The following is a 13,932-nucleotide window of genomic DNA, read 5'->3' as shown; positions in this document are numbered from 1 at the left end:
GAGCGGGCAAATACCCGACTAAAACCATAAGAAACAGATTCTCATGCCTCGTGCAAGCTATCTTGAGTAATTTACTCGGAAAACGGCCCCCGCAGCGTCTGGCACGTCGCGGGGGCCGAGCTGATCAGGCCGGATCGCCGATCTTGTCCTGTGTCTTGGTCTCGAAATCGCTGGCATCATGGCGCTGGTGAAGCTGCGTTTCCGGCTCGCCGAATGTGCGGTTGACCATACGGCCGCGCTGCACCGCCGGGCGGGCATCGATCGCCTTGGCCCAACGCATGACGTTCTCGTAGCTTTCCACGTCGAGAAACTCTGCCGCGCTGTACAGACGGCCCAGAACAAGCTGGCCGTACCACGACCAGATTGCCATGTCTGCGATGGTGTATTCGTCGCCGGCGATGAACTCGTGCTCGGCCAACTGCCGGTCAAGCACGTCAAGCTGCCGCTTGGTTTCCATCGTGAAGCGGTTGATGGGGTATTCGAACTTTTCAGGCGCATAGGCATAGAAATGGCCAAAGCCGCCGCCAAGATAGGGTGCGCTGCCCATCTGCCAGAACAGCCAGGACAAGGTTTCGGTGCGCTTTGCCGTATCGGTCGGCAGGAATTTCCCGAATCGTTCGGCAAGGTGCAGAAGAATCGCACCTGATTCGAACACGCGCTGCGGCGTGTCGCCGCTGTGATCCATCAACGCGGGAATTTTCGAGTTTGGATTGACCGCGACAAAACCGCTGCCAAATTGATCGCCGTCGCCGATGTTGATCAGCCAGGCGTCATATTCCGCCTCCTTGATGCCAAGCTCCAGCAGCTCTTCAAACATCACGGTGACCTTGACGCCGTTCGGCGTGGCCAGTGAATAAAGCTGAAACGGATGCTTGCCGACCTGAAGATCCTTGTCATGGGTCGGGCCGGCGATGGGGCGGTTGATATTGGCGAACTTGCCGCCGCTTTCCGCATCCCAGGTCCAGACGTCGGGGGGCGTGTATTCAGTCATGTGGCATTGCCTTTCGCGATTGCGCGCCGCCGCGTGCGGCGCATTGATCCCACACCTAAGCCATGGCCTGCGGCAAACAAGCCCGCGCGGGGCACCTGTGCAAATTCGAAGGGCTGCGCAAACGAAAAAGGCCGCCCCGAAAACGGAGCGGCCTCGATCTAGACGAATGCGGCGGGTTCAGCCCTGGCGGGCTTTGAACCGGGGCTGCGTTTTGTTGATCACGTAAACGCGGCCTTTGCGACGCACAATGCGGCAGTCACGATGCCGACTCTTGAGCGAGCGGAGCGAATTGCGAACCTTCATGGTCGTTCTCCTTGTATCTTCTTCTCATCGGCGCGCGGACCAGCGCCTGGGTTGCGGGTGGCCTGACGGAGGATCCGACCAGACCAGTGAATAGGTGGTGGGCGATACTGGGATCGAACCAGTGACCCCTTCGATGTCAACGAAGTGCTCTACCGCTGAGCTAATCACCCACTATGGCCGACGTGGTATTCAGTGCCCCAAACAAAAACGGGGCGCGAAATCTCCGCGCCGGTGTGGGGTCTATAAAAGGAGTCGCAGGGGGGATCAAGGGCTTTTGGCTTTGTCATTTCATGCGCTATGTATGATGCACAAAGGACAACAAATGCCCAAGACCGCCTATCACGTCCTGCACCCCGACCGCCAGCGGTCCTGCGTGGTGTTCGCGTCGCCCCATTCCGGGCGCGACTACGGCTGGCGGTTCTTGCGGTCCAGCGTTCTGGATGAACATGCGATCCGCTCGTCAGAGGACGCGTTCGTCGACCAACTCTTTGATTGCGCGCCGAAATTCGGGGCGAGTTTTATCAAGGCGGGCGCGCCGCGCGCCTTTGTTGACATGAACCGCAGCGCTGACGAGCTAGACCCGGCGCTGATCGAGGGCGTGCGGCGTCAGGGGCACAACCCGCGCATCGCATCGGGCCTTGGGGTGATTCCACGTGTCGTGGCCAACGGGCGCGCGATCTACAGCGGCAAGATGACCCTGGAGGAGGCGACGCGGCGGATCGACACCTATTGGCGTCCCTACCACGAGATGTTGCAGCGCCTGTTGGATCAGGCCCGTCAACGCCACGGCCAGGCGGTGCTGATCGACTGCCATTCGATGCCGCACGAGGCGATGGACGGTGTTGTCCGCTCGGGCATGACGCGCCCCGATGTCGTGCTTGGCGACCGCTTTGGCGCGGCCGCCAGCGGCGAAGTGATGGACCGGGTCGAGGCGGCCTTTGCCGCCGCGGGGTTCGTCGTCACGCGCAACGCGCCCTTCGCGGGGGCGTACATCACGCAGGCCTACGGACGCCCGTCGCGCGCGCAGCACGCGGTGCAGGTGGAAATCGACCGTTCGCTTTACATGAACGAGCGGTTGATCCGCCCCAACGGTGATTTCGACAGCGTCAAGGCCGCCCTGCGCACGGTCATTGCCGAAGTCGCACAGATCGGCCAGGGCCGCGTGCCGCTGGCCGCCGAATAACGGCTAGCGCAACGCACGCCCCTTCAGAATAGCATCCGGCCCAAAGCGTTCGCGGATCTTGTCGGTGGCGCGTTCGGCGGTGGCGCGGCGGGTCGCACCGGGGTCGAGCAGATCGCCCGACATGTCCGCCGCATCGGCCGTGCACAGATCCGACAACCCACAGCCCAGCAGCCGGTAAGGCCCCTGTTCGCCCACCTGATCGAACAGCCCGCGGGCGGTGCGGTACACCGTGTCGGCCATCTGCGTCGCATCCCGAAGGCTGACCCGGCGCGACAGCAGCGAATGATCGGCGCGCTTGAGCTTGAGCGTCACGACGCGCCCCGCCAACCCCTTTGCCTTGGCTCTGTCAGAGACTTTTTCAGCCATGCGCCACAGATGCCCGTCCAGAATGTCGGCATCGGAGGTGTCGTCGTGAAAGGTCGTCTCGTTGCTGATGGATTTCATCGGCGCGTTGGCCGACACGCGCCGCCGGTCCTGGCCGCGGGCGAGATGCCAGAGCCGATCGCCCATCGATCCGAACCGCGCCACCAGATCGGTCCGGTCCCAGCGCAGCAGATCGGCAAAGGTGCGAATCCCCGCCTTGTCGAGCGAGGCCTGCGCGGCGGCCCCCACGCCCCAGATCATCCGCACGGGTTTGTCGCGCAGAAACGCGTCCGTTTCGGCCCGGCCAATCACCGAAAAGCCGCGCGGCTTGTCCAGATCCGACGCCACCTTGGCCAGGAACTTGTTGTGCGACAGCCCGATGGAGCCGGTCAGCCCGAGATCGTCGCGCATCCGTTTGACCATCCGCGCCAGCATCACGGCGGGCGGTGCGCCGTGCAGTCGCGCGGTGCCGGTCAGGTCCATGAACGCCTCGTCCAGCGACAGCGGCTCGATCGAGGGCGTCAAATCCTGCATCATCGCCTTGATGGCCCGCGATGCCGCGACATAGGCATCCATGCGCGGCTTGATGATGACCGCCTCAGGGCACAGCTTGAGCGCCTGAAACATCGGCATCGCGGACCGCACGCCCCGGATGCGCGCCACATAGCAGGCGGTGGACACGACACCGCGCCGCCCGCCGCCGATGATCACCGGTTTGCCTTCGAGGCTGGGATCGTCGCGTTTTTCCACCGAGGCATAGAAGGCATCGCAATCCATATGCGCGATCGACAGCGAAAAAAGCTCGGGGTGGGACGTGATCCGCGGGCTGCCGCAGGTCGGGCACCGACGGGCCGCATCAAAAGTGCTGGTGCAATCGCGACAAAGGGCGGGCATGGGCGTTCGGATCGGTTATAAGGCGAATATGTCCCGATATTACCTGACCGATCCGCAAATGAACATGCCGTTCGCAGGGGCCAAGCTGGCGCTTTACCTTGGGCGTCGGCTGGCCGTGATCCTGCGCGACGACCGGTCCGCTATACCCTTTCCCGACCATTGGGACCTGCCCGGTGGGGGCCGCGAACCGGGCGAATCCCCGCTCGCCTGTGCCTTGCGTGAAACGCGCGAGGAACTGGGGCTGACCGTGCCGCCAGCGGCGGTGCACTGGGGGCGACCGTTCCGCGAAGGGGGGCTGATCAAGTGGTTCTTTGTCGCGACCCTGGGCGCGCAGATGTCCCGCGATGTGGTGCTGGGCGACGAAGGCCAGACCTGGACCATGATGGAGGAGGCGGAATTTCTGGCCCATCCGCGCGCCGTGCCGCAGTTCAAGTCGCGGCTGGGCATCTTCGTGGCGGAGCGTGACACAACGAAAAGCCCCCCGCTACCTTAAGCGGGGGGAGGTAACGAACCTCAGGAAGATAAGGGTCGTTGGGGAGTATCACCTGACCTTAGGTTAGCATTGATGGGCAAAATGACATAGCGAGGTTTTACCGATGACACGTTGACCGTGCATTCTGTTGTCGAGAAGGCACATAATCTGGTCGAAACTGTGCAGATACACTCAAGCTGCGGTGGTCCGAGGCAGTGTATCCAGAACGGCGCGCGCCGCATCGGCAGGGTTCTCGGCCTGCCAGATCGGTCGGCCGATGACGATGTGGTCCGCCCCGTCGCGGATCGCCTTTGCGGGTGTCGCGACGCGTTTTTGATCGCCAAGCGCCGTGCCGTCGGGGCGCACGCCCGGCGTCACGATCAGGCGGCCCTCGGCCTGCGGCAGCGCCCGGATCATCGCCGCCTCTTGCGGCGACGCGATGACACCGTCCGCGCCTGCCTCGAAAGCGCGGGCCGCGCGGGTCGTCACCAGATCCGGAATATCGCCGGGCTGGATCATGCAGGCGTCAAGATCGGCTCGGTCGAGCGATGTCAGGATCGTCACCGCGAGGATTTTCATGTCGGAGCCCGCCGCGCCCTGTTTGGCCGCGTTCACCACATGCGGATCGCCGTGTACCGTCAGGAAATCAAGGTCGAACTGCGCCAGCCCACGCACCGCGGCTTCGATTGTCGCGCCGATATCGAACAGTTTCATGTCGAGGAAGATGCGTTTGCCATGCTCGTGCTTGAGTTCATTGGCAAGCGCGAGGCCACCGCCGGTCAGCATCCCAAGCCCGATCTTGTAAAAGCCGACACTTGCGCCCAGCTTTTCCGCGAGGTCCAGGCCCGCAACCGCATGGGGCACATCGAGGGCAACGATCAGGCGGTCGTCGGCAGAGGCGGAAAGCATTGCGATACTCCTTTTTCGCGTCGGTCGCGCCTGAGTACTGCATAGGGCGTGGAGCGTCTATCGGTGCATATCGCGGCCTGCGTGAAAAATTTGCAGGACTGGTGCGCTTTCGCTGCGGGCGCGGTCAGCGCGGCCCGCAAGCCTGATATGGGACAAAAAAACCGGATGCGCGGGGCGGCGGCATCCGGTGAAACTTGGGGCAGTCGCGATCGCGTCAGGTGACCACGCCACTGGGACAAGTGGCAGGGCGACGCCGTCGCTTGGGCGGCAGGGTCACGCCGCCCGGTCGTCGCGAAGGGTCGACAGCGATTTGATCCAGGTGCTGAGTGTCCGGGGCGCGCGACCGGCGCGCGGCGCTGGACGGTTCGGACTGATTACTGAAAACATGCCTGTCTCGGCCTTGTGGCGGCGCAGGGCCTGGCGTTTCAATCCTGCCGCGGCCTCCTCGAAGGGCAGGGCGATGGGCGCGTCGATGGAGCAGGCGTATTTGCGCGGCATATGTTCGCCGTAAACAGTGACCAGGGCCTCGAAGCTGCTGGTCGCCGCATTGTAGATGACGTCGGAAATCTTTACTTTGCTCGTCTGCATCTTGTTACCTCACAGGGTGTTGGCCCAACATTTCGCGCAGGGCGATCTTGACGTTCTGCAAAGTAAACGCGAGAGCGATAGAAAAGGTTTCCCAAAAGAAATAATTTTGTGGATAAGTTGGAAATATACTTTAGTAACAAATGCTTGCGGCTGGAAAAATTTGTGCGAAATCGCAGGCGGAGCGCGTGGTTTTCGAGACCCGACACCGAATTTGGCATGGACGCGTTGTCGTTCAGCCGATCACAACAGGCCGGCTTGACGCGCGGCCGGACCAAAAATGCTGGCTCGCGTGGTCTTGAACGGTTTTGATCCTGTCCCCAGATTATTCACGAGGCCTGAACCGCTGACGTGCCGCCAAGACGGGCGCAGCGATCAAGACAGGCGCTTTTTGAAAAGGAGAACACCATGGACTTGAGCAAGTTCACGGAACGGTCGCGCGGTTTCATTCAGGCCGCGCAGACGATTGCTACACGAGAGAGCCACCAGCGGCTGGCACCGGAGCACATTCTCAAGGCATTGATGGACGACGATCAGGGGCTTGCCAGCAACCTGATCACGGCTGCCGGCGGCGACGTTGGACGCGTCGTGCAGGCGATGGACGTGACGCTGGCCAAGATGCCAAAGGTGACGGGCGAAGCCGCGCAGGTCTATCTGGACAACAACACGCAAAAGGTTCTGGCCGAGGCGCAGGCACTGGCCAAGAAAGCGGGCGACAGTTTTGTCCCGGTCGAGCGTGTTCTGATGGCGCTTTGCATGGTGAAATCCGGGGCCAAGGACGCGCTGGACGCCGGCAAGGTCACGGCGCAGGGGCTCAACAAGGCGATCAACGATATTCGCAAGGGCCGCACCGCCGATACGGCCTCGGCCGAGGAAGGGTACGACGCGCTCAAGAAATACGCGATGGATCTGACCGAACGCGCCGAAGAGGGCAAGATCGACCCGATTATCGGCCGCGACGAGGAAATCCGCCGCGCCATGCAGGTGCTGAGCCGCCGGACCAAGAACAACCCCGTACTGATCGGGGAGCCGGGCGTGGGTAAAACGGCGATCGCCGAGGGTCTTGCGTTGCGCATCATCAATGGCGACGTGCCGGAAAGCCTGCGCAACAAGCGGTTGCTGGCGCTGGATATGGGTGCGTTGATCGCGGGTGCGAAATACCGCGGCGAATTCGAGGAACGCCTGAAGGCCGTGCTGACCGAGGTCACGCAGGCGGCCGGAGAGATCATTCTGTTTATTGATGAGATGCACACGCTGGTGGGCGCGGGCAAGGCTGATGGCGCGATGGATGCCGCCAACTTGATCAAGCCGGCGCTCGCGCGCGGCGAACTGCATTGCGTGGGCGCGACCACATTGGATGAATATCGCAAGCACGTGGAAAAGGACGCGGCCCTCGCGCGACGGTTCCAGCCCATCATGGTGCTTGAGCCGACGGTGGAAGACACGGTCTCGATCCTGCGCGGGATCAAGGAGAAATACGAACTGCACCACGGTGTGCGGATTTCCGACAGCGCGCTGGTCGCGGCGGCCACGCTTAGCCACCGCTACATCACGGACCGGTTCCTGCCCGACAAGGCGATCGACCTGATGGACGAAGCGGCCAGCCGTCTGCGCATGGAAGTCGACAGCAAGCCCGAGGAACTGGATGCGCTGGACCGGCAGATCCTGCAATTGCAGATCGAAGCCGAAGCACTGCGGGCCGAGGATGACGCGGCCAGCAAGGACCGGCTCGAGACGCTGGAAAAGGATCTGGCCGACCTGCAGGAACGCAGTTCGGAGATGACCGCGAAATGGCAGGCGGAGCGTGACAAGCTGGCCGGTGCGCGCGACATCAAGGAAAAGCTGGACCACGCCCGCGCCGAACTGGACATCGCCAAGCGCGAAGGCAACCTGGCCAAGGCAGGCGAGCTGTCCTACGGCGTGATCCCGCAGCTTGAAAAGCAGCTCGAAGCCGCCGAAGGCACTGACGAGGATGACGTCATGGTCGAGGAAGCCGTGCGCCCCGAGCAGATCGCCAGCGTGGTCGAGCGGTGGACGGGTATCCCCGCGGGCCGCATGTTGGAAGGTGAGCGGGACAAGCTGTTGCGCATGGAAGAAGGCTTGCACAAGCGGGTCATCGGCCAGGATACGGCCGTGCGCGCGGTGGCCAACGCGGTGCGCCGTGCGCGCGCTGGTCTGAGCGACGAAAACCGCCCGCTCGGGTCTTTCCTGTTTCTTGGGCCGACCGGTGTCGGCAAGACCGAGTTGACCAAGGCGCTGGCCGAATTTCTGTTCGACGACGACAACGCGATGGTGCGCATCGATATGTCGGAATTCATGGAAAAGCACAGCGTGGCCCGGCTGATCGGGGCACCTCCGGGGTATGTCGGCTATGACGAGGGCGGCGTCCTGACCGAAGCTGTCCGGCGCAGACCCTATCAGGTGATTCTGTTCGACGAGGTCGAAAAGGCACATCCGGATGTGTTCAACGTGCTGTTGCAGGTTCTGGACGATGGCGTTCTGACCGACGGTCAGGGCCACCGTGTGGATTTCAAGCAAACGCTGATCGTGCTGACCTCAAACCTCGGGGCGCAGGCACTGAGCCAGATGCCCGAAGGGGCCGACCCGGCACAGGCAAAGCGCGACGTGATGGATGCGGTCCGGGCGCATTTCCGACCGGAATTCCTGAACCGGCTGGACGAGATGGTCGTGTTCGACCGCCTGACCCGACAGGATATGACCGGCATCGTGACGATCCAGATGGATCGCCTGCTCAGGCGGCTGGCGTCGCGCAAGATCACGCTGGATCTGGACGATGACGCGCGCAAGTGGCTGGCCGACGAAGGGTATGACCCGGTGTTCGGGGCGCGACCGCTCAAGCGCGTGATCCAGCGCGCCTTGCAGGATCCGCTGGCCGAAATGCTGCTGGCCGGCGATATCCGCGATGGAGACAGGGTGCCGGTCACGGCAGGGGCGGATGGCTTGATCATCGGCGACCGGATCGCGGCCAGCAACCGGCCCAAACCCGATGACGCAGTGGTGCACTGACCTCTGCCGAGGTCGAGACGCGAAAAAAAAGGCCCGGCAGAGCGATCTGCCGGGCCTTTGATGTCAGTCAGGCACGGTGAAGGCTATGCGAAAATCGTATCGTCGACCTGAACGAAGTCGGTGTTGTCGATCGACGCAATGTCGGTGTTGAGCAGGATGACCATCTCGGTCGACGAGGCGCCCAGATGCACATCGGTACCCACCTGGCTGATCGTCATCTGCGAAATGTCGTCGTAGCCGAAAGCGGTCACGTCGAACTTGTCCACGCCATCCTCGAAATCGGTGATGGTGTCGATGCTCATCGCGCTGTCGAAGACGAACACGTCCGCCCCGTCACCGCCCGCGATGGTATCGCGCCCGTAGCCGCCGATCAGGATGTCATTGCCGCCGTCACCGATCAGGATGTCGTTGCCGGACCCGCCGAAAAGCTCGTCGTCGCCGTTGCCGCCATACAGCTTGTCGTTGCCGGTGTCGCCATACAACGCGTCCTGACCGTCGTTGCCGTAAACCCGGTCATTGGATCCGCCGCCCTTGACCGTGTCGTTGCCATTGCCGCCCGACATGACGTCGTTGCCACCCTGGCCAAACATCAGATCGTCGCCGTCCTGACCATAAAGCCGGTCCTTGCCGTCACCGCCATCGACCATATCGTTGCCCGCGCCGCCCAGCACCTTGTCGTCGCCCGCGCCACCAAAGGCATTGTCGTCGCCGCCGCGTGCGCTGATATAGTCGTTGCCGGCGCCGCCATCGATGTTTTCGGCATAGTCGGTTCCGTAAATCGTGTCATCCGAACCCGTGGCCGCGATCACGGGGGCATCGTCGAGGATGAAATCCCCCGCATCCATATCCGCCAGTGCGGTTCCGGTCAGTTCGAGGGTGTCGATCCCGCCCCAGGACAGCAGAACCCCACCGTCACCGGTTTCTGTCAGGGTCAATTGCGCGAAATCCCAAAAGCCGAGGCCGGACATGTCGATCCTGTCCGCGCCCTGCTCGAAGTCCAGGATCTGATCCTGGCCTGCATCGCTGGTGACGTAGTAGACGTCTTTGCCCGCGCCGCCGATCAGCACGTCGTTGTCCTTGTGGCCGACCAGCGTATCGTCGCCCGCGCCGCCGTCCAGCGTGTCGGCGCCCTTGTCGCCGCTCAGGTAATCGTCGCCGTCGCCGCCGTCGAGGATGTCGTCGTTGTTGTCGCCGGTCAGGTGGTCGTTGCCGATGCCGCCGACAAGCCAGTCGTTGCCGTTGCCGCCGGTCAGGGTGTCATTGCCCGCGTCGCCGAACAGGCGGTCGTTGCCGCACACGCCGTGAATCAGGTCGTTGCCGTCGCCACCGGTCACGACGTCGGAGCCGCCAAGCGCGACATAGACGTCATCGCCCGCCATCAGATCCACCCGGTCCGATGTCATGTTTCCGACAAGATCGTCATCGCCCAGCGATGGCGCGCCGGCCGCGGCCACTTCGATCAGGGTGACGGTGTAATCGGTCGAGGAGACGCCGCCGGCGAACGCCGCCGACAGATCGAAAGTCAGTACGCCCGTCGCCGAGGCGCGGAAGGAAAAGGTCATCGTGCCGGATGTGTCGTCCGCGGTGTGCGTCGCCAGGCTGATAAGGGTCCCGTCGGCATCTACCGCCTGCGCGAACAGATCCACGCCAGAGGCAAAGCCCGTCACGGTGAATGTATAGGTCTGTCCTTCGACCGCGTTGATCGAAAACCGATCGTTGGTATCGACGTCGTTGCCGCCGCGCGGACCCATGTTGCCCTGAAGCGTGTCGCCCACGAGCAGATCGAGAGCGCCCGGGTTCGTTCCATCCGGGCTGAAATAGTCCCATGTCGGAGTAGTTGAATTGGTGATCTCGTTATAACTTGTCATTTTCTGTCCCCAAAAAGGCTTATTTATGACCGTAAGTCGCCCTATTTCCGCCCTATTGTGAGCAGATAACACAGGGAAATCGCCGGACATTGGTTTCGGCGGATGGCAGCCCGCGCGTTACACCCCTTTTCCAAGGGCACTGCACCCATTGGTAGCATGTCCTGGTGGTATCTGTGCAAAGAAAAAGCGCCCGATGCACAGATTAATTGTGCATTTTCGGGCGCTTAGCCTGTTCATTGTCGCCGGGCGGGCGACAATGTCCGCCCGGCGACCGCTTTGATCAGAAATGTGCTTATTCGGGGATGATCACAGTGTCGATGACGTGAATCACGCCGTTCGATGCCTCGATGTCTGCGGTCGTGACCGTGGCGCCGTTCACCTTTACGCCATCACTGAGGTCAACCATCAAGTTTCCGCCTTGAACGGTTGCCGCTTCCATGCCGTCGGACAGGTCAGACGACATCACGGCGCCCGGTACGACATGGTAGGTCAGGATCGACACAAGCTGATCTTTGTTCTCAGGCTTGAGCAGATCTTCGACCGTGCCTTCGGGCAGGGCGGCAAAGGCCTCGTCCGTCGGTGCGAAGACGGTGAACGGGCCTTCGCCCTTCAGCGTGTCTACGAGGCCTGCGGCTTCGACAGCGGCCACCAGCGTGGTGAAATTGCCCGCGTCGATCGCGGTGTCCACGACATCCTTGGAGTGTGCGGCCGAAAATACCGCCGTGCCGGTCATTGCGGCGGCGGCAGAAAGTGCGAGTACGGTTCTACGAAGCATTGGAGTCTCCCATTCAGGTTTCGATGCAAATGCCCATGTGGCATTGACGGTAGAACGCGGTGAACGGCTGTTTGGATCACGGGGGGTTTCCGCCGATGCCGTTTGAAGTGGGCCAAAGCCGCGCTAAGCCGCGATACCGCGCAGTTTCCAGTCACAAATTTGTGAACCTGTGGTTGAATTTGGTGCCCGGAGATTGGCGGATTTTGCCCGAAACCGGCACAGGCAACATCAATCCGCCAGGCGCGCGCACGCTCTCGTCACAGCGCAGGTTACAGACCGCTATCCGAAAAGTGACGCAAAGTCGGTTGGTGGCGTCCGGCGCAGGCCCTACGTTTCCCATCAACACCGACGAAGTAACAGGAGTGCCCGATGGCCAACCGCTGGACCAATACACTGACCGCTGCCGATGCCACGCCCGAAGCCGCGTTTCTCAACCGACGCCAGATCATGGCGGGGCTGGCGGCAGGTGCGGGCCTTGCCGGGATCGGATCGCCCGCGCGGGCCCAGGAGGAGTTGGAGCCGAACCCGTGGGAGGACATCACCCAGTACAACAACTACTACGAGTTCGGCACAGGCAAGGACGACCCCGCGGCCTACGCCGACGCGCTGACGATATCGCCATGGTCCGTCCGGATCGATGGGCTGGTCGATAACCCCGGCGATTTCGGCTTTGACCAGATCCTCAGCAGCATGACGATAGAAGAGCGCATCTATCGGTTCCGCTGTGTCGAAGCCTGGTCAATGGTTGTCCCTTGGAACGGTTTCGAATTGGCCGACCTTCTGGCGATGGCGGGTGTGAAGCCCGAAGCGAAATACGTGGCCTTTGAAACGGTGCTGCGGCCCGATGAAATGCCCGGCGTCCGCTACCCCGTGCTGGACTGGCCCTATGTCGAAGGCCTGCGGCTGGACGAGGCGATGCATCCGCTGACGATCATGGCGACGGGCATCTACGGCAAGGATATCCCCAAGCAGAACGGTGCGCCGCTGCGGCTGGTCGTTCCCTGGAAATACGGGTTCAAGTCGATCAAGTCGATTGTCCGGATCACCCTGACCGACGCAGAGCCGCCGACCAGTTGGAACAAGGCCAACCCGCGCGAATATGGGTTTTACAGTAACGTGAACCCCACGGTGGATCACCCGCGCTGGAGCCAGGCAACCGAGCGCCCCATCGGCGGCGGATTGTTCGCCGGCCGGGAGCCGACCCTGATGTTCAACGGGTACGAGGCGGAAGTCGCCAGCCTGTACGACGGCATGGACCTGACCAAGAACTTCTGATGCGGATACGGCGACACCATATCAGCAGCCCGGACGGCCCGCGTTCGCAAGGAGGTGCGGCATGAACCTTGTGGACGGCATAAACCGCCTGGCGCGCAAGCTCCCCACATGGGTCGTCTATATAGTGTATGCGCTGCCCGCTCCCTATCTGCTCTATCTGGGGCTGACAGGCGGGTTGGGGCGCGAACCGATCAAGGCGCTGGAGCATGAGCTGGGCGAGATCGCGCTGCAGCTCTTGATCATCGGCCTTACGATCACCCCGCTGCGGCGTTACCTGGGCGTGAACCTGATCCGGTTCCGCCGCGCCTTTGGGTTGCTGGCCTTCTCTTATGTGTTCTTGCATCTGCTGGTCTGGCTGGTGCTCGATGTCGGGATCCTCAGCCAGATCTGGGCCGACATTCTCAAGCGGCCCTACATCACGATCGGCATGGCGGGGTTCGTCTGCCTGATCCCGCTGGCGCTGACCTCGAACAACTGGTCGGTGCGCAGGCTGGGGCCAAAATGGCGCAGCCTTCACAGGCTGACCTACGTCGCCGTTCTGCTGGGCGGGCTGCACTACATCATGCTGGTCAAAGGATTCCAGATCGAACCGCTCGCCTATATGGCGATCATCTTGGCCTTGCTGGCCCTGCGCCTTCCCGGGAAACGCCGGACGCAAACGCGACGGGCCTCGCGGATCTAGCCGCGCCACGCCTTTGAGTCGTGAATCGCGATGCAATCCGACCGACTCGCGGCGCAAAATGGTGGCGCAAACAGCCTTTGGGCCAATCGGTCTTGGGGGCGGCGGAGAACGGACCCCCATATGTTGATAATGGGGTGCCAAGCCTGACCTTTGGTCAAAGCAACAATCCTGTCCCAAATGCGTCGCCGGCGAAACTTTCATTAAGCAAAGTGCTGTTTTCACGAGAAAAAACCGAATTCACTAAAAAAGATCAAGAACCCCGAAAAAAGGGGTTGCGGGTCTCGGCCACTAACTCTAGAACCCACTTCACCGGCGGCGCAGAGATGCACCAAGGGGGCGCCAGACGGGCGGGACGGAGTGGAGACGCGAAGTTTCGAGACGAGGCGGAACGATAAAATCAGAGGTATTTGAGGCGGGGCGCGCCGGTAAGATAGGGCGCATCTCAGTCACTTTTGTCTCTACGCTCTTTGACATTGATATATATCTGAAGAGATATGTGGGCGGTTTGGTTCATTCGATGGATCAACGTCTGTATATCGCGCCACTAGGGTTTCGGTCCGATGATGTGGTGTCAGCTTCACTGTTTGTTCGGCTTCTGGTTACTT

At 62.0% G+C, this 13,932-nt stretch carries 12 protein-coding genes and 1 tRNA gene; 5 read left to right on the top strand and 8 right to left on the bottom strand.

Annotated elements, in window-relative coordinates; translation table 11 throughout:
* Window positions 1-124: 124 nt before the first annotated feature.
* From yghU to FDT80_RS08425, 3 genes are all read right to left on the bottom strand, one after another.
* The gene (gene yghU / locus FDT80_RS08435) at window positions 125-991 is read right to left on the bottom strand and encodes a glutathione-dependent disulfide-bond oxidoreductase (RefSeq protein WP_138661847.1); all 867 of its coding nucleotides are present in this window, start codon (window positions 989-991) and stop codon (window positions 125-127) included.
* A 177-nt stretch (window positions 992-1,168) separates the two neighbouring features.
* Window positions 1,169-1,294 (bottom strand): type B 50S ribosomal protein L36, encoded by a 126-nt coding sequence (ykgO, locus tag FDT80_RS08430; RefSeq protein ID WP_085850311.1) that lies wholly within the window; start codon window positions 1,292-1,294, stop codon window positions 1,169-1,171.
* Between the two features lie 95 nt (window positions 1,295-1,389).
* Window positions 1,390-1,464 (bottom strand) — tRNA-Val (locus FDT80_RS08425).
* A 152-nt stretch (window positions 1,465-1,616) separates the two neighbouring features.
* Between FDT80_RS08425 and FDT80_RS08420 the strand changes: the two genes are divergently transcribed.
* Window positions 1,617-2,477, top strand: coding sequence for an N-formylglutamate amidohydrolase (locus FDT80_RS08420; RefSeq protein WP_138661846.1), 861 nt, complete (start codon window positions 1,617-1,619; stop codon window positions 2,475-2,477).
* A 3-nt stretch (window positions 2,478-2,480) separates the two neighbouring features.
* On the opposite strand, the gene FDT80_RS08415 is transcribed toward FDT80_RS08420, so the two are convergent.
* A complete protein-coding gene (locus FDT80_RS08415; RefSeq protein ID WP_138661845.1) occupies window positions 2,481-3,734 on the bottom strand; it encodes a DNA polymerase IV in 1,254 nt (417 codons plus the stop codon).
* Between the two features lie 28 nt (window positions 3,735-3,762).
* Between FDT80_RS08415 and FDT80_RS08410 the strand changes: the two genes are divergently transcribed.
* Complete coding sequence (locus tag FDT80_RS08410; RefSeq protein ID WP_246039912.1) at window positions 3,763-4,227, top strand: NUDIX hydrolase; 465 nt, start codon at window positions 3,763-3,765, stop codon at window positions 4,225-4,227.
* Window positions 4,228-4,398: 171 nt separating this feature from the next.
* Here the strand turns inward: FDT80_RS08410 and pyrF are convergent, their stop codons facing one another.
* Together pyrF and FDT80_RS08400 are read right to left on the bottom strand one after the other, a co-directional pair.
* Window positions 4,399-5,115, bottom strand: a complete 717-nt coding sequence (gene pyrF / locus FDT80_RS08405) for an orotidine-5'-phosphate decarboxylase (protein WP_138661844.1) — start codon at window positions 5,113-5,115, stop codon at window positions 4,399-4,401.
* A gap of 273 nt (window positions 5,116-5,388) precedes the next feature.
* Window positions 5,389-5,703, bottom strand: a complete 315-nt coding sequence (locus FDT80_RS08400; protein ID WP_138661843.1) for an orotidine 5-phosphate decarboxylase — start codon at window positions 5,701-5,703, stop codon at window positions 5,389-5,391.
* 405 nt (window positions 5,704-6,108) lie between these two features.
* On the opposite strand from FDT80_RS08400, the gene clpB reads away from it, so the two are divergent.
* Window positions 6,109-8,727: an ATP-dependent chaperone ClpB gene (gene clpB / locus FDT80_RS08395; RefSeq protein WP_138661842.1), complete on the top strand. Its 2,619-nt coding sequence runs from the start codon at window positions 6,109-6,111 to the stop codon at window positions 8,725-8,727.
* Window positions 8,728-8,810: 83 nt separating this feature from the next.
* Here clpB and FDT80_RS08390 read toward each other — a convergent pair whose 3' ends face one another.
* Window positions 8,811-10,595 (bottom strand): calcium-binding protein, encoded by a 1,785-nt coding sequence (locus FDT80_RS08390; protein WP_170311828.1) that lies wholly within the window; start codon window positions 10,593-10,595, stop codon window positions 8,811-8,813.
* Window positions 10,596-10,887: 292 nt separating this feature from the next.
* Complete coding sequence (locus tag FDT80_RS08385; RefSeq protein ID WP_138661840.1) at window positions 10,888-11,370, bottom strand: fasciclin domain-containing protein; 483 nt, start codon at window positions 11,368-11,370, stop codon at window positions 10,888-10,890.
* A gap of 369 nt (window positions 11,371-11,739) precedes the next feature.
* Between FDT80_RS08385 and msrP the strand changes: the two genes are divergently transcribed.
* Window positions 11,740-12,645, top strand: coding sequence for a protein-methionine-sulfoxide reductase catalytic subunit MsrP (msrP, locus tag FDT80_RS08380; protein ID WP_138661839.1), 906 nt, complete (start codon window positions 11,740-11,742; stop codon window positions 12,643-12,645).
* A gap of 61 nt (window positions 12,646-12,706) precedes the next feature.
* Window positions 12,707-13,327 (top strand): protein-methionine-sulfoxide reductase heme-binding subunit MsrQ, encoded by a 621-nt coding sequence (gene msrQ, locus FDT80_RS08375; RefSeq protein ID WP_138661838.1) that lies wholly within the window; start codon window positions 12,707-12,709, stop codon window positions 13,325-13,327.
* Window positions 13,328-13,932 lie beyond the last annotated feature (605 nt).

The sequence above is a fragment of the Sulfitobacter sabulilitoris genome (assembly GCF_005887615.1).
In the GTDB taxonomy this organism is placed as follows: domain Bacteria; phylum Pseudomonadota; class Alphaproteobacteria; order Rhodobacterales; family Rhodobacteraceae; genus Sulfitobacter_E; species Sulfitobacter_E sabulilitoris.
Note: the sequence above shows the minus strand (reverse complement) of the source record. Positions and strands in the feature narration are given on the sequence as shown.